We start from the raw sequence: 16,191 nt of genomic DNA on the forward strand, positions 1-16,191 counted from the left end.
CATGACTTCCCATCGTTCAGGCCCGAGCCTGGATTCCGTCACGGCCAAGGCGATTGCGCGCCTGGTGCCATTTCTGCTGCTGATGTACGTGCTGGCCTTTCTGGATCGCGCCAATATCGGCTTTGCCAAGAAGGCATTCCAGCTGGATACCGGCATTTCGGACGCGATGTTCGCGCTCGGCGCCGGCGTGTTCTTCATTGGTTATGCGTTGCTGGAGGTTCCGAGCAACCTGATCATGCATCGCGTGGGCGCGCGGATCTGGATGTGCCGGATCATGGTCACGTGGGGCCTGGTCTCGGCCGCGCTGATGTTCGTGCACAGCGAGACCGCGTTCTATGCGCTGCGCTTTCTGCTGGGTGTGGCCGAGGCCGGCTTCTTCCCCGGCGTCATCTACTACCTGACCAAATGGTTCCCGGCCAGCTCCCGCACCCGCGTCATGGGTATGTTCTATTTCGGCGCGCCGCTGGCCTTTATCTTCGGCAGCCCGTTGTCCGGCCTGCTGCTGGAATTCGACGGCATGCTCGGCCTGAAGGGGTGGCAATGGCTGTTTCTGGTGGAAGGGCTGCTGGCCAGCGTGGTGGGCGTCTGGGCCTACTGGTACCTGGACAACGATCCGCGCGATGCCCGCTGGCTGGATGCCGACGAACGCGAGACGCTGGCGCGTGCAATCGAGAACGAAGAACAGTTCAAGGCATCGCATGGTCCCAGCACGGTGCTGCGCGCGCTGGCTAACGGCCGCGTACTGTTTCTGGCGCTGATCTACTTCCTGATTCAGGCCAGCGTCTATGGCGTCGTGTTCTACCTGCCGACCCAGGTGGCCGCGCTGCTTGGCAAGAAGGTTGGGTTCGAAGTCGGCCTGGTCACGGCGATTCCGTGGGTGTGCGCCCTGGTGGCTGCCTATGTGCTGCCGCGTCTGGCCGAGCGGCACGGCCATCATGCAAGGCTGGCGCTGGTGACGCTGATCGTGTCGGCCGCGGGCATCGCGCTATCGGTGCATACGACGTCGCCGCTACTGGCACTGGTGGCGCTGTGCTTCGCCGCCGCCGGCTTCATCGCGGTACAGCCGCTGTTCTGGACGTTTCCTACCAGCTACCTCGGTGGCGCGGCAGCGGCGAGTGGCATTGCGCTGATCAATTCGCTGGGCGCGCTCGGCGGCTTTGTCGCCCCCAATCTCAAGACGTGGGCCGAGCAGGCATTCGGCTCGCCCGCTGCCGGCATGAACCTGCTGGCGCTGATCACCGTGGCCGGCGGCCTGCTGTTCCTGGGGCTGCGCGGGGCGCGAACAGGTGCGCCGGAAGCGCCGGACGCGCCGAACGCGCCGGACGCGCCAGCCACGCCGACCCATCGCCAATTTTCCTGATCCTGGGACTTTCACACCATGAGCATGCCCACCATCCGGCACGTACGTGCCTTTACATTGCGCGGCGCCGGTGCCGATTATCACGATCAGGGCGCCGGTCACTGGATCGACGATCACATCGCCACGCCAATGGCGAAATATCCGGAGTACCGTCGCAGCCGCCAGAGCTTCGGCATCAACGTGCTGGGCACGCTGGTGGTGGAAGTGGAGGCCAGCGACGGCACGGTCGGGTTTGCCGTCACCACGGGCGGCGAGCTGGGCTGCTGGATCGTCGAGAAACATCTGGCGCGCTTTATCGAAGGCCAGAAGGTGACCGACATCGAGAAGATCTGGGACCAGATGTTCAACGCCACGCTGTACTACGGGCGCAAGGGCATCGTGCTGAATACGATCTCGGGCGTCGACCTCGCGCTGTGGGACTTGCTGGCCAAGGTGCGCAAGGAACCGGTGCACGCATTGCTGGGCGGGCCTGTGCGCGACGAACTGCAGTTCTACATGACCGGTGCGCGCCCGGACTTTGCCAAACGGCAGGGTTTCATCGGCGGCAAGCTGCCGTTGCACCACGGCCCGGCCGAGGGCGAGGAGGGCCTGCGCAAAAACCTGGAGCTGCTCGGGCAGATGCGCGAGGCATGTGGCCCGGACTTCTGGCTCATGTACGACTGCTGGATGAGCCTCGATGTGGAATACGCCACGCGCCTGGCGCAGGCCGCGCATCACGACTTCGGCCTGAAATGGATCGAGGAGGCGCTGCCGCCCGACGATTACTGGGGCTATGCGGAACTGCGCCGCAACGTGCCGCGCGGCATGCTGGTGACCACGGGCGAGCATGAAGCCACGCGCTGGGGCTTCCGGATGCTGCTGGAGATGGGTTGCTGCGACATCATCCAGCCCGATGTGGGCTGGTGCGGCGGCATCACCGAACTGATCCGCATCTCGGCGCTGGCGGATGCCCACGGCAAGCTCGTGGTGCCGCATGGCTCGTCGGTCTACAGCTATCACTTCGTCATTACGCGCCACAACAGCCCGTTTGCCGAATTCCTGAACATGTCGCCGGGCGCGGATCAGATCGTGCCGATGTTCGATCCGCAACTGCTAGACGAGCCGGTGCCCGTGAACGGCCGTATGAAGGCGTCCGCGCTCGACGCGCCAGGCTTTGGCGTGCGGCTCAACCCCGAACTGCCGCTGCACCGGCCGTTCCCGCGCTAACGCCGCCGCGTGTTGCGTGGACGCGTGCTGCGATGCGGCACGCTTCACGGCCACGGGCGTCCCGCAACCGGCGCCCCGTGGCGGTGGATCGCGCCGTGTTTCTGTCGATCCGCGCAATCCCGGTGTTTTCGTGCGGCGGCAGGTGGTAACCTCGCGGCAATTCCGTCTCCCGCGATCATTGCCACCGTGCGTCCCGTCGATCCCGACCTCTGGCGAACCGCCGCCGACCAGCGCGCCTACAACGAGGCACGCCGCCGCGTGCGTGCGCTGCGCTTCTTCTACATGCACGCGATGGTGTATGTGGGCGTCAACGCGCTGCTGATCGTCATCAACCTGCTGACTTCGCCGGAACGCCCCTGGGCGCGGGCACCGCTGATGGGCTGGGGCATCGGCCTGGCGGTGCACGGCATCATGACCTGGAGCCGCGTCGGGCTGCTCGGGCGCAGTTGGGAAGACCGCAAGATTGCCGAGTACATGGCGCGTGACCAGGTGCGCACGCTGTCCACGGAAAAGCAGCTGGTGGAAGCGCAGATGCGGCTGCTGCAAGCCCAGATCGAACCGCACTTCCTGTTCAACACGCTGGCCAACGTGGTCAGCCTGATCGAGCCGGCGCCGCGCAAGGCCACGCTGATGCTCGAACACTTCATTGCCTATCTGCGCGCCTCTTTGGCGGCCAGCCGTGCCACGCAGGGCACGGTGTCGCAGGAAGCCACGCTGTTGCGAGACTACCTGGCGCTCATCAAGATCCGCATGGGCGACCGGCTGCGGTACACGGTGGAGATCGATCCCGCGCTGGACGGCGCGCCGTTGGCACCGATGCTGCTGCAACCGGTGGTCGAGAACGCGATCAAGCACGGCCTGGAACCGAAGATCGAAGGCGGGCGCCTGCTCGTCAGGATCGAACGGCGGGGGCCGCGCATGCTGGCGACGATCGAGGATGACGGTATGGGATTCCGGCCCGGCAGCAACGCCGGTGTCGGCCTCTCGAACCTGCGCGAGCGCCTGGCGGTGCTCTATGACGGCGACGCCCACGTGCGGATCGAAGACCGCGCACCGGGTACGGCCGTGCTGATCGAAATCCCGCTGTCCCGCGAATTCCGCAACGGAGACGCCGCATGACGCCGACCGCCCTGATTGCCGACGACGAGGAACACCTGCGCGCGCATTTGCGCGGCAAGCTGGCGCGGCTGTGGCCCGAGCTGGAGATCGTGGCCGAGGCCGCCAACGGCGTGGAGGCGGCCGAAGCCATCGCGCGGCTGGCGCCAGCCGTGGCCTTCCTCGATATCAAGATGCCGGGGCTGTCCGGGCTCGAAGTGGCGCAGGGCATCGAAACCGACACGCGGCTCGTGTTCGTGACCGCCTACGATGAATTCGCACTCGATGCATTCGAGCGCGCGGCGGTCGACTACCTGGTCAAGCCGGTGACCGACGAACGGCTGGCCCGTACCGTCGAGCGGCTGCGCAAGGCGTTGCAGGATGCCGCACCGCCGCCGGAGCTGGCGCAATTGCTGAGCCAGCTCACGCGCGGCCAGGCGCGTGGCGAAAGCGCGGGGCCGTTGCGATGGGTGCGCGCGAGTCGTGGCAACACGACCAGTCACGTGCCGATCCAGGACGTGCTGTATTTCCAGAGCGACGACAAATACGTGGTGGTGCATACGCGCGACGGGGAGCACCTGATTCGCACGCCGCTACAGGAACTGATCGATGGACTGGACCCGGACGTCTTCTGGCAGGTGCACCGCTCGACCATCGTCAACATGGAGCACGTGGCCGGGACGCGGCGCGACGACTCGGGCCGCCTGTTCGTGCGGATGCGCGACAGCGACACCGAACTGCCGGTGTCGCGTGCCTACGTCCACAGATTCCGGCAGATGTAACGGCCGCCGCGGCGGCTTACTGCCGGTCCATGAACTCCTGGATCTTGCGGGTTTCCCAGTCACGCCCCCAGCGCGACAGGCGCATCCAGACCAGGATGCCGTGCAGGCCCAGCGCCAGCCCCCACCCCAGCGTCATGGGCAGCGGCCCCGGCCAGCCCATGTCGGCGCGCATCGCCCACGAAGGCGACGGAAAGTAGAAGAAGCGCAGCCACACCCAGCTATTCACGACCACGTAGACCAGCAGATGGATATACCAGCCGCGCAGCGCCCGCACCATGCGGCGGGCGCGCCAGTAGGCCCAGGCCTGGTCGTCGTCGGATTTGGGAAAGGGGGGATGCATATGTCGCATGGCTCGGTTCCTCATCGTGAATATCGTTGCGATGCGTAAGGTATAAGCCACGATAGGCGCACATGCGAGGCCGATATGCCGAATCGACGGGATTGCGCCGCCAGCGACAGAAGACTGGCGCGAACGACGGCGCTTCCGTCATGAGCCGCTAGGCTTCCCGCGACACCTCAACCAGGCAACTCATCGCGTTCGGCCCCTGCGTCAGGTCGGACGTGCCGATGTCGAGCGTCAAGGTATTGGCGGCGCCCGCGCGGTCGACGCCCTCGGCGTCGGGGTCGTACCAGGCGCCGGTGGCGATCATCGCCACCCCGCGTGCGATGCCGTCGCTGACTGCCAGCCCCGCCGCGATTGCGCCGCGCGCGTTGTGCACGCGCACGCGCATGCCGGGATGCAGGCCGCGTGCCGCAGCGTCCGCCGGATGCAGCGTAATGCGCTCGGCGCCGGCCACCTTGCCCGATTGCGCCAGCGGTGCGGCATCGAGCTGGCTGTGGAGCCGGTCGGCGGGCTGGACCGATACCAGATGCAGCGGATGGCGGCGCGCTTCCGCCGCGCCAAGCCATTCGATCGGCGGCTGCCAGTTCGGGTGCGTGCCGCAATCGTCGGACAGGCGACCCAGCACCGCGCTCGACATCTCGATGCGGCCGCTCGGCGTGCGTAAAGGATGCGCCAGCGGATCGCGCCGGAAGTCGTCGAACAGCACGTAATCGTCGGCGGGCGGGGGCAGGGTGACATGGCCGGCTTTCCAGAACTGTTCGAACGGCGGCAGTTCGATACCGGCGCGCGCCTGGGCTTCGGCACAGCGGGCATAGATGGAAGCAATCCAGCCGCGTTCGTTGCGGTCTTCGGTGAAGGCCTCCCGATAGCCGAGCCGCGCCGACAGCTCCGTGAAGATATCGAGATCACTACGCGCCTGGTGCAGCGGCGCGATGGCCTGATGCATGGCCAGCACATAGCGGTCGCGCGAGGAGCCGCCGATATCGTTGCGTTCGAGCGCCGTGGTCACCGGCAGCACGATATCGGCATGACGGGCGGTGGCGGTCCAGCAGATGTCCTGCACGATCACCGTCTGCGGCCGCGCCCATGCCTGACGCAGACGTGCCAGTTGCTGATGGTGGTGGAACGGATTACCGCCAGCCCAGTGCACGAGCTTGATGTCCGGGTAGTGGCGGGTTTCGCCCTTGAAGCGGTATGGCGTGCCGGGGTTCAGCAGCATGTCCGAAAGCCGCGCGCACGGAATATCGAGATTGGCCGGATTGCGGCCAACCGGCATTTCGGGGCCGGGCGTGGCCACGCGCGGATTGCCCACGCCGTTCATCGAACCATGCCCGAAGCCGAACCCGCCGCCGGGCAGGCCGATCTGGCCGAGCATCGCGGCCAGCGCGATCGCCATCCAGTATGGCTGTTCACCACGATGCTGGCGTTGCACGGCAAAACTGCACGTGATGTAACTGCGCTTGCCCGCCAGTTGCGCGGCCAGCCGTTCGATGCGTTCGGCCGGCACGCCGGTGATGGCCGCCGCCCAGCCTGGCGTCTTGGGTATGCCGTCGCCCTTGCCCAGCAGATAGGTTTCGAGTTCCTCCCAGCCGCTGCAATGCGACCGCAGGAACGCCGCGTCGTGCGCTTCGGTGCGGCGCAGCGTGTAGGCCAGCGCCAGCATCAGCGCGACATCGGTGTTCGGACGGATCGGAATCCATTCCGCGTCGAGAAAGCCCGGGCAGTCATCGCGCGTCGGGCTGATGTTGATGACCGTGGCACCACTGCCGGCGAGCTTGCGCAGCCAGTGCTCCTGCGTGTGCTCGGCCGCGCCGCCCGACGATACCTGGCCATTCTTGAGCGCCAGCCCGCCGAACGCGAGAAACACCTCGGTATGGGCAATCAGGCTGGGCCAGGCGGTTACGCGGCCCGTCAGCGGACGGTCGGTGCCGATCACGTGCGGCAGCAGAAACTGCGCGGTGCCCCAGCTGTAGTTGCCCACCTGATCGACGCAGCCGCCGCCGGCAAAGTGAAAGCGGCGGATCAGCGAACGTGCGTGGTGGAGCCGCCCGGCGGACGACCAGCCATACGATCCGCCGAACACACCAGACGGTCCGCTGATGTCGCGCACGCGCGCAATCTCGCTGGACACGAGGTCGAGCGCCACGTCCCAGGACACTTCGACGAATTCGTCGCGCCCGCGCGCATGGCCGTCGCTGGCTTCGCGCCGTGCAAGCCACCCGCGCCGCACCATCGGCGTGCGGATGCGCGTCGGCGAATACACCATTGGCACGATCGAATCGAGCAGCGGGGACGGATGGGGGTCTGCCGCGAACGGTTCGCAGCGAATCAGCCGTTTATCTTCGACGACTGCCGTGAAGGCGCCCCAGTGCGCCAGTTGCGGATAGCGGCGAACGGTCACGGTATCAGTCGCCCTGGATACCGGCCTTGCGGATCAGGTCGCCCCATTTGGCGCGCTCCGTGTTCAGCAGCTTTGCAAACTGCTGCGGCGTGTCGGACGTCGCGTCCATGCCGGACACGGCCAGGCGATGCCGGATTTCGGGGTCGGCCATGACCTTGACCAGCGCCTTGTTCAGCGTGGCGACGATCTCGGCGGGCGTGCCGGCAGGCGCGACCAGCCCATACCAGTTGGTGACTTCATAGCCAGGCACACCGGCTTCAGCCACCGTCGGTACGCCGGGAAACTGCGCCGACCGCGTGGCGGTGGTCACGGCCAGCGCGCGCAGCTTGCCGGAAGCAATCAACGGCTTGGCCGACGGATCGGAGAACGTGATCGGCACCACGCCGCCCATCACGTCGGTCAGCGCCGGCGTGGTGCCTTTGTACGGCACGTGCTGCATCTGCACACCCGCCAGCATCTTGAACTGCTCGGCCGCGATCTGGCCGATCGTGCCATTGCCACCCGAGGCATATGAGAACTTGCCATTGGCGCTGCGCACGGCCGCCAGCATCCCCTGCACGTCCTTGTACGGCGTATCGGCGCCGGTCACCAGCACGTTCGGCATCGTCACCAGCACGCTGACCGGTGCAAAGTCCTTCTGCGGGTCGTAGTTGAGCTTGCGCAGATTCGGCCAGATCGTGAACGATCCGGGCGTGGCGATGTAGAGCGTGTAGCCGTCGGGCGCGGACTTGGCCACCATTTCGGTGGCGATCAGGCCGCCGGCGCCTGGACGGTTGTCGATGATGACGTTGGCCTTGAGCTGGTCTGACAGCGCGGGTGCAATGGCGCGTGCCAGCGCATCGGCGCCGCCGCCGGGCGGAAAGCCGACGACCACGCGGATCGGCTTCGATGCATCGGGCCAGGCGGCATGGGCCAGTGGTGTCAGTAGGGCAAGGCTGAGAACGAGGGCGCGGCGGGCAAACATGGTGAGACTCCGAAGGGCTTAACGACAGAAACTAGATCGACGCGGTGTCCCATTCCCATGCCACGAATGCCAGGCGTTCGCCGGTGTGGACCACGGGATCGCTACGCAGGCCGATCAGCACGCCGTCGCGCGCGAGTGGCTTGACGGGCGTGAGCGATGCATCGAGCTTGAGCGTGTCGCCAATCGACGCACCCTCGCGGACAAGGTCGCCCGCTCGCGCGGCAGGGATGAACAGGCCGCCTTCGTCGGCGGTGATCCAGCCACGGCGCTTCACGCGGCGCAGCGAAGTGGCGGCCGGTTTCAGGGCGGGGCCTTCGAGAATGCCCATCTGTACGGCCAGCCCCTGGAAGCCGGTCTCGGCCACGGCGATGTTGTCCGCTTCGAAGCGGCTGCCGCTGCCCAGTTCGAGCATGAACGCGCAGACCCCGGCGGCCAGGCACTGGTAGTCGAGCGCGCCGGAGATATTGCCCGGCAGCTCGCCCTTGCCGCCCACATCCTGCTGGCACGCCACGTGCGGGTGGAACGGGGCCATTGCCGCTAGTACGTCGGCTTCGGTCACGGTGCTGTCGGGATGCACCTTGTAGACCGTGTACGGCCTGGCATCGAACAGCGGATTCATGGTGTGCAGGTTGATCAGCACATCGGCCACGCCGCGCACTTCGCTGATCAGCGCATGCGCCAGACGTTCGGACACCAGCCCGCCCGCGTTGCCCGGATAGGTCTGGTCAAGATCCAGCTCATCGTAAGGATTGCGCTTGCGGCGCGCGTCGAGCGCGTGCGGATTGCCGGTGGGCGTTACCACCACGTTGCCGCGCATGGTGGCGGGGTCGAGGCTTCTTGCAAAGCGCAACGCGGCCACCATGCCGTTGATTTCGTCGCCGTGAACCTGGCCGTGCAGCCAGAGCGTACGGCCCGGCCGCGCGCCACGTACCGCTACATAGGGCAGCGTGACGGACATGCCGGAGGCCATCGACCCCACGGGAAGCTGGCCGCTGGTGCGGGCGGGGCCGGATTGCTGGCGCAGCCAGTCACCGATGATAGGCATGAGAAGGGTCCCTTTCTGTCGATTCGAGATGAGCGATGGCGGCAAAAGCGTTGTCGAGATCCGCCAGCAGGTCGGATACCGCCTCCAGCCCGATATGCAGGCGAATCACGGTGCCGTGCGCCGACCAGTCCGTGACGCTGCGCGCGCGGCGCATGTCGGCCAGCACGGCCAGGCTTTCGAAGCCGCCCCACGACGCGCCGATGCCGAACAGTTCGAGGCTGTCGACAAAGCGCTCGGGTGCCACTGGCGCCTGCGAGCGCAGCGTGAACGAGAGCAGGCCATTGGTGCCGTGGCAGTCGCGCAGCCATAGCGCGTGATTGGGGTCGTGGGGCAGGGCGGGGCAGAAGACCTCGGCCACTTCGGGGCGATCGAGCAGCCAGCGCGCAACTTCCAGCGCACCGGCCTGATGCTGCGCCAGGCGCGCGCCGAGCGAGCGGATGCCCCGCTGTACCAGATAGGCGTCGTCAGGGCTGACGGTCATGCCGAATGCATCGGCCATCGTCGCCAGCGGCTGCCATGCGGCCTCGTTGGTGCAGACCGTGCCCATCATCACGTCGGAATGGCCGCCCAGGTATTTGGTGGCGGCCATCAGCGAAATATCGGCACCGAGTTCGAGCGGGCGATACAGCAGGCCCGATCCCCATGTGTTGTCCGCGGCGACGAGCGCGCCGTGCGCGTGCGCGCGGGCGGCGATCGCAGGCAGGTCGCACATCTCGTAGACGAGCGATCCGGGCGCTTCCACATAGACGAGCCGCGTCTCCGGCCGCAGTTTCGCGTCGAGGTCGGAGCCATCGGCGGCATAGAAATCCGCGGCGATGTCGTGCTGACGCAAAAAGCCATTGGCCAGGTTGCGCACCGGCTCATAGACGCAGTCGGGCAGCAGCACGTGCTGACCGGGGCGGACGTAGGCCAGGATCGTCATCGCGGCCGCGGCCAGGCCCGATGGAAACAGCCGCGTGCGATAGCCGCCTTCGAGCATCGTCACCATGTCTTCGAGGGCGAAGTTGGTGGGATTGCCGCGCGCGCCGTACGTGAACAGCCGTTCGGTGTCGCGCCGCGAGCGCATTTCGCGCTGCTGCGCGACGGACTCGAACAGTACGGTGCTGGCGCGCACCACGGGCGGGTTGACCGGCTGTCCGCCCGGCACGGCGGCGGTGCGTCCGGCATGTGCCAGGCGTGTGGGGAGCGCTTTCGTCATTGGCTGGCCTGTGGGTTGGCTCATGGTGTATGGGGAGCGTGCAAGGCGCGTGCCTGCCTCAGTCAACGTGGGCGCCGGACATCCTGACGATCTGCGACCAGCGCGTGATGTCCTGCTTCAACTGCGCGGCAAACGCTTCGGAGCTGTTGGCGACCACGTCGCTGCCACCCTCGTTGATGGTTTTCACGACGTCGGGCATCTGCAGCACCTGCACGATCGCGCGGTTCAGCAGCGCGACGCGTTCCGGCGACGTGCCGGCCGGCACGAAGAATCCGTACCAGTCCTCGAAGCGTGCATTGCGATAGCCCAGTTCTTCAAGCGTCGGCACCTTGGTGAATACCCCGAGCCGGCGCGGGCTGGTGACGGCCAGCGCACGCATGCGGCCAGTCTGGATGAATCCGGCTACCGACGAAGTAGACGTGATCAGCACGTCCACCTGCCCGCCCAGCAAGTCGTTGATGGCCGGGCCAGCGCCCTTGTACGGCACATGCTGCAGCGAAACATTGCTGTCCTTGTCCAGCACCACGCCCACCAGGTGCGACAGCGTGCCGTTGCCCGGCGTGGCAAAGGTGATCTTGCTGGGCTGCGCCTTGGCTTGCGTGGCCAGTTCCTCGAAGGTCTTCCACGGCGCGTTTGCCGACACCACGATGGCCAGCGGCGCCGCGTTGATCTGCGTGACCGGGATGAACTGCTTGACCGGATCGAAGCCCGGTGCGCGATACAGCGTCGGGTTGACGGCCATGATCGACACCTGCGAAGTCAGCACCGTATAGCCGTCGGCCTTTGCCTCGGCTACATAGCGCGTGCCGATATTGCCGCCCGCGCCGCCACGGTTGTCAGTGACCGCGCTCTGGCCCAGCACCTGTGACAGGCGCGTGGCCACGACGCGCGTCACGGCATCGTTGCCGCCGCCGGCGGGGAACGGCGACACGATCCGCAACGGCTGCGTGGGAAATCCATTGACGGGCGCCAGCGGCTGCTGCGCCAGCGTGGCGGCGGACAGCGTGACGGTGAATGCGGCAACCAGATACTGCGACAGACGGTGTGACATCGGGCGGGACATGGGGGCGACCTCGTTCTTCTATGGCAGGGTTGTTGTGGAATGGCTCGGGGAGAAATCAGCCGGCGGGCGGGAAGCGGAACGTGGCCAGCTCCTGTGCATCGAGCTGGGCGATCAGGCCCGTTTCCCAGGCCAGGTACTGGCGCGCGGCGGCCTTGTTGCCGTCGTGGCGGTCATGCACGAAAAACAGGTAGTCGATGCAGCGCGCATCGGGCAGCGTGTCGGCGCCCTGGCGCACCGCTTGGCCCGCATCGCGCCATGCCTTGAAGCCGCCTTGCAGCCGGCGCACGTCGCGGTACCCGAGTGCGAGCAGATCGGCCGTGGCCAGATCAGCGGGGTCGTCGCCGTCGGCGTCGCCAATCAGCACCAGCGTGGTGTCATGCGGCACGCCATGCAGGTCCTGCGCCAGGCGTGCGCGGTTGGCCCAGCGCGCGCCGGCGGCGTGGCCCGTGCGATAGGTCATGCTGCCGCGCAGGTCCAGCGCGAGCATCGACTGCCCGGCGATGCCGGCGGCCAGTTGCGCGGCCGTGACGGTCGGCAGCGCGGTGACTTCGTGCACGGGGCCGTGCGGCGCACGCAGGCCAGCGGCCAGGCCCGCCTGCAGGCCGCCTTCGAGCACCACGGCGTCGTGGCCCATCTGGCGCAGCCAGCTGGCCACCACGGGGGCGCGCACGCCCTCGGCATCGAACAGCACCAGCCTGGCGCGGCGCACGCCGACGTACTGGTCGGTGGCCTGCATCAGCTGGCCGCCAGGCGTGTGCTGCGCGCCGGGCAGGGTCTGCGCGGCATGTTCCTCGGCGGTGCGCACGTCGCACAGGAAGGTGGTGCGCGTTGCATCGGCCAGCAGGCCAAGCACCTGCGGCGCGGTGACGTGCGGCACGTCGAAGCGCTGCGTCAGCGCCTGTGCAGCGTTGCGCGCGGCGTCGACGCCTTGCGGTGCGTCGTTGTCCGGGTAGCGCGCGGTGCCGCCGTGCTCCAGCGTGAAATCATTCAGATACCAGCCCTGCGTGCCGTTTTCGAGCGCGTAGACCGGGTTGGAGACGCCAAAATTGATCAGCGACTGCGCGCCGATGATGCTGCGCGTGCGGCCCGCGCAGTTGATGACGATCGGCGTGGTGCTGTCCGGCACGAGGTCCCGCAGACGGTAGGCCAGCTCGCCATTGGGGCAGCAGATCGCGCCCGGGATGTTCATCTTGCGGAATTCGCTGGCCGGGCGTCCGTCGAGCACCACCGGCGCCTGCGAGCCGGCCTGCATGGCGGCCAGCTCCTGCGCGGTGACGCGTGGCGTGTGGTAGTGATGCTCGGCCAGCTCGCCGAAGGTCTTCGACGGTACGTTCACGCCGGCAAACAGCGAATAGCCGGCGGCCTGCCACGCCGGCATGCCGCCGTCGAGCACGAACAGATTCGTATAGCCAAGGCGCGCCAGGGCGGCGGCGGCGGACTGGGCGACGCCGTCGCCGTCATCGGCCAGCACGATGCGCGCATCGGTGCGCGGTGCCAGCCGGCCGACGTCCAGCTCCAGCCGGCTGTAGGGCAGCGGCACGGCGTAGAAAGGGTGGCCCTCGCCATACTGGCCGTGCTCGCGCACGTCGAACAGCGCGATTTCGTCGGTGTCGTGCAGCCAGCCTTTCAGCTTGACGGGGTCGACTGCGTGATAGATGGCCTGGGTCATGAAATTTGGGCAAAAAGGGGGCCGTCCTTGCTGCGGGAGCAAGGAATAGGCGTCGTTCTCAGGAGTTGGGGCGGCGGCGGGCCGCCCCGGTCAGGCTTGGCTTAGCGGCGGGTCTGTACGCCCACGTTCATCACCTGGCAGCGTCCGGTCTCAAGGTCGAACGTCAGCCGTTCCGTCAGCGTTTCCAGCGAGCGGCCGTACATGTGCAGATGGCGGATGATGGATTCGCCGCGAATCTCGACCGAATGGATGTCGTCGGGCAGCAGCGCGATGCCGTGGCGCGGGCCCACTTCGACGGTACGGTCATGTTCGAGCGTACCCACGCCCGGCTCGCTGCCGTCGTCGGTACGGGTGTACACGTCGTTGAACTCCACGCCGGTCACGCCGGCCACGCAGGCCCAAGTCGTATGGTTGTGCGGCGGGATGCGCTTGCCGGGCCGCATCACGTTCAGGTACAGCGCAAAGGTCTGGCCCGGATCTTCGGAAATCAGGTAGCGCGCCTGGCGCTCGTTGGCTTCCGGCGGCGGATAGTCCACTTCGCCCCAGAACTCGGTCTGGGCGGCCAGGTTTTCTACAAGCGGCAAGACCTCGGCCAGGCTGGTGCGCGTGACGCCGCCTTTGTCTACGATATTTCTAATGGATTCGATGGTGTCGCCGACGGCGGACTGGCGCTGTTGTGCGATGGACATGGTGCGATCAATCCTTGCAATCTCTGTTTTTAGGGGGTAGAACGGTGCTTCGTGTTTCACTGTAATGAACACCTGTCCTGAAAACCACTTAATGCGCGACGAAAATCCATTAGCGCGCCTAATGAATGCGTAACCTCGACCTCGACCTGCTGCGCACGCTGGTGGCGATTGCCGATCATGAGACATTCGGCGCGGCTGCCGAGGCGGTGCAGCGCACGCAGTCGGCCGTCACCCAGCAGATGCAGCGGCTGGAGGAGCAACTGGGGCTGGCGCTGTTCGAACGTCAGGGCAGGGGCAAGCAGTTCACCCGGCATGGCAAGAAGCTGCTGGAATATGCGCGGCAGTTGCTGACCACCAACGATGAAGCGTTGCGCGTGCTGCGCGAGGGCGACCTGACCGGCTCGCTGCGCATTGGTGCGCCGCACGATGTGGCCGACACGATCCTGCCGGTGTTGCTGTCGCATATCGCGCGGTCGTCGCCGGCGCTGCGGCTTGAAATCCATGTAGGCCGGAGCCCGTTCCTGATGGAGTCGCTGCGGCGCGGCGAGATCGATCTGACGGTATCGACGCGCGAGGACAGCACGCTCGAAGGCATCGCACTGCGTACCACGCCGACGATCTGGGTGTGTGCCGCGGACTTCGTCTACGAGCGCGGTACGCCGGTGCCGCTGATCCTGGCCGACGAGCCGAGCCTGTTCCGCAAGCTGTCGCTGGAAGCGCTGACCCAGGCCGGTGTGCCGTGGCGCATCGCCTATCTCGCGCCAAGCCTGATTGGCATCAAGGCGGCGCTGCGCGGCGGGCTGGGCATCACCGCGCGCAGTATCGACCTGTTGCAGGCCGACATGCGCATCCTGAGCGAAAGCGACGGCCTGCCGCGGCTGCCCGATGTCACCTACTACCTGTGGGCACGCCCCAATGCGGTCAATCCTGTCGCGCGACATGTCTTCTCAATGCTCAAAACGGCCCTGCAACGCGGGCTGGTCAGCGCCTGACGCAAGCGCGCGCCAGGTGTCCCCGAACGGACGGAAAACGAGATCGTAGGCGGCCGGCCGCAAGCCGCCAACTAACAAGATCGCGTATCGATATTCGCCGCCACCTTTCGGGTGGCTTTCAGATGGCGCTTGACTGCTGTCAAGGCCGGGCAGAAGGCTTGGGAGCCTAATCCGAAGGACCGTTCCGGCGCATGCGGGACGGTCCAGAAAAATTCGGAGTACTCCCCATGAAGACCAGACTATTCCTATCGATCCTGCTGTTGCTATCGGCTACGGCAGGCACCGGCGCGCTGGCTGCGGCGCCGCAGAACGAACCTGTCCAGCCGGTTGCCCCGGCGCACGTCAAGGACCCGGCGCGGGTAGCGCTGGGAGAGAAGCTGTGGTTCGATCCACGCCTGTCGAGGTCGGGCTTCATCTCGTGCAACTCGTGCCATAACCTCAGCATGGGCGGGTCTGACAACCTCAAGACGTCGATCGGTGACAAGTGGAAGCAGGGCGGCATCAATTCGCCCACGGTGCTCAATTCAAGCCTGAACTTCGTGCAGTTCTGGGACGGCCGCGCCAAGAACCTCCAGGAACAGGCGCACGGGCCGATCGCCAATCCCATCGAGATGGCGTTCACCCATGAGCTGGCCGTCGATACGCTGCGGTCGATTCCCGAATACGTATCCGAGTTCCGCAAGGTATTCAGGTCGGACGCGCTGACGATGAACGAAATCACGCTGGCCATTGCCGCGTTCGAAGAGACGCTGGTCACGCCGAACGCGCCATTCGACAAATGGCTGAAGGGGGACAAGCGGGCGATCGATGCGCAGGCGTTGCGCGGCTACCAGTTGTTCAAGACGGCGGGCTGCGTGGCCTGTCATAACGGCCGCAATCTTGGCGGCTCGTCGTTCCAGAAGATGGGCCTCGTGGAACCCTACAAGACGAAGAACCCGTCGGAGGGCCGCGCGGGTGTCACGGGCAAGGATGTCGACCGCTTCAGCTTCAAGGTGCCGACGCTGCGCAACGTGGCGTTGACCTATCCGTACTTCCATGACGGCGAAGCGGCGACACTGACCGAGGCCGTCGATGTGATGGGCCGGCTGCAACTGGGCCGCCGATTCACCACCGAGGAAAACGCCGACATCGTCGCATTCCTGCATACGTTGACCGGCGATCAGCCGCGCATTTCGCTGCCGATCCTGCCGCCGTCGAATGACAGGACGCCAAAGCCACGGCCCTTCGAATAAGCTCGTTTCGAGCCACCCGCCAAGGCCCGCGCGCGCCGGGTGGCTCTCATTGAAAGCCGAACGAAAGCCATGTGAAAGCGTGCCGAAAGATCCGCGATGCATGGACCGCACGCACGCCATTCCGTTCTGCCTGCGCGACTGAAATTCACTGT

Annotated in this window: 14 protein-coding genes; 6 read left to right on the top strand and 8 right to left on the bottom strand. The window is 66.4% G+C overall.

The window, feature by feature from the left end:
• The first annotated feature begins 1 nt into the window (after nucleotide 1).
• The 4 genes from AC3FLX_RS06965 (at nucleotide 2) to AC3FLX_RS06980 (ending at nucleotide 4,443) form a co-directional block, all read left to right on the top strand.
• On the top strand, nucleotides 2–1,360 hold the full coding sequence (locus AC3FLX_RS06965; protein WP_488695082.1) for an MFS transporter: 1,359 nt from the start codon (nucleotides 2–4) through the stop codon (nucleotides 1,358–1,360).
• Nucleotides 1,361–1,378: 18 nt separating this feature from the next.
• Entirely contained in the window at nucleotides 1,379–2,566 is a 1,188-nt protein-coding gene (rhmD, locus tag AC3FLX_RS06970; protein WP_488695084.1) for an L-rhamnonate dehydratase, read from the top strand.
• 258 nt (nucleotides 2,567–2,824) lie between these two features.
• Nucleotides 2,825–3,685, top strand: coding sequence for a sensor histidine kinase (locus tag AC3FLX_RS06975; protein WP_488695596.1), 861 nt, complete (start codon nucleotides 2,825–2,827; stop codon nucleotides 3,683–3,685).
• The gene (locus tag AC3FLX_RS06980; RefSeq protein ID WP_488695085.1) at nucleotides 3,682–4,443 is read left to right on the top strand and encodes a LytR/AlgR family response regulator transcription factor; all 762 of its coding nucleotides are present in this window, start codon (nucleotides 3,682–3,684) and stop codon (nucleotides 4,441–4,443) included. Before AC3FLX_RS06975 ends, AC3FLX_RS06980 begins: the two co-directional genes overlap by 4 nt.
• Before the next feature lie 16 nt (nucleotides 4,444–4,459).
• On the opposite strand, the gene AC3FLX_RS06985 is transcribed toward AC3FLX_RS06980, so the two are convergent.
• The 8 genes from AC3FLX_RS06985 to AC3FLX_RS07020 all read right to left on the bottom strand — a co-directional run bounded on the left by AC3FLX_RS06985 (nucleotide 4,460) and on the right by AC3FLX_RS07020 (nucleotide 13,815).
• Nucleotides 4,460–4,783 (bottom strand): 2TM domain-containing protein, encoded by a 324-nt coding sequence (locus AC3FLX_RS06985; RefSeq protein ID WP_488695598.1) that lies wholly within the window; start codon nucleotides 4,781–4,783, stop codon nucleotides 4,460–4,462.
• A 157-nt stretch (nucleotides 4,784–4,940) separates the two neighbouring features.
• The gene (locus AC3FLX_RS06990; protein ID WP_488695087.1) at nucleotides 4,941–7,187 is read right to left on the bottom strand and encodes a molybdopterin-dependent oxidoreductase; all 2,247 of its coding nucleotides are present in this window, start codon (nucleotides 7,185–7,187) and stop codon (nucleotides 4,941–4,943) included.
• A gap of 4 nt (nucleotides 7,188–7,191) precedes the next feature.
• Nucleotides 7,192–8,151, bottom strand: a complete 960-nt coding sequence (locus tag AC3FLX_RS06995) for a Bug family tripartite tricarboxylate transporter substrate binding protein (protein WP_488695089.1) — start codon at nucleotides 8,149–8,151, stop codon at nucleotides 7,192–7,194.
• 31 nt (nucleotides 8,152–8,182) lie between these two features.
• Nucleotides 8,183–9,196, bottom strand: coding sequence for a M14 family metallopeptidase (locus AC3FLX_RS07000; protein WP_488695092.1), 1,014 nt, complete (start codon nucleotides 9,194–9,196; stop codon nucleotides 8,183–8,185).
• A complete protein-coding gene (gene metC, locus AC3FLX_RS07005; RefSeq protein WP_488695094.1) occupies nucleotides 9,180–10,394 on the bottom strand; it encodes a cystathionine beta-lyase in 1,215 nt (404 codons plus the stop codon). The genes AC3FLX_RS07000 and metC overlap by 17 nt, the downstream gene beginning before the upstream one ends.
• 58 nt (nucleotides 10,395–10,452) lie before the next feature.
• Nucleotides 10,453–11,457, bottom strand: a complete 1,005-nt coding sequence (locus AC3FLX_RS07010) for a Bug family tripartite tricarboxylate transporter substrate binding protein (RefSeq protein ID WP_488695095.1) — start codon at nucleotides 11,455–11,457, stop codon at nucleotides 10,453–10,455.
• A 55-nt stretch (nucleotides 11,458–11,512) separates the two neighbouring features.
• A complete protein-coding gene (locus AC3FLX_RS07015) occupies nucleotides 11,513–13,126 on the bottom strand; it encodes a rhodanese-like domain-containing protein (RefSeq protein WP_488695097.1) in 1,614 nt (537 codons plus the stop codon).
• A gap of 101 nt (nucleotides 13,127–13,227) precedes the next feature.
• Nucleotides 13,228–13,815 (bottom strand): cysteine dioxygenase family protein, encoded by a 588-nt coding sequence (locus AC3FLX_RS07020; protein WP_488695099.1) that lies wholly within the window; start codon nucleotides 13,813–13,815, stop codon nucleotides 13,228–13,230.
• 125 nt (nucleotides 13,816–13,940) lie between these two features.
• Here AC3FLX_RS07020 and AC3FLX_RS07025 point away from each other — a divergent pair, with 125 nt between their 5' ends.
• Both AC3FLX_RS07025 and AC3FLX_RS07030 read left to right on the top strand, forming a co-directional pair.
• On the top strand, nucleotides 13,941–14,807 hold the full coding sequence (locus AC3FLX_RS07025) for a LysR substrate-binding domain-containing protein (RefSeq protein ID WP_488695100.1): 867 nt from the start codon (nucleotides 13,941–13,943) through the stop codon (nucleotides 14,805–14,807).
• Between the two features lie 227 nt (nucleotides 14,808–15,034).
• Nucleotides 15,035–16,039, top strand: coding sequence for a cytochrome-c peroxidase (locus AC3FLX_RS07030; RefSeq protein ID WP_488695101.1), 1,005 nt, complete (start codon nucleotides 15,035–15,037; stop codon nucleotides 16,037–16,039).
• The last annotated feature ends 152 nt before the right edge of the window (nucleotides 16,040–16,191 follow it).

Source organism: Cupriavidus sp. 291-E7, assembly GCF_057798835.1.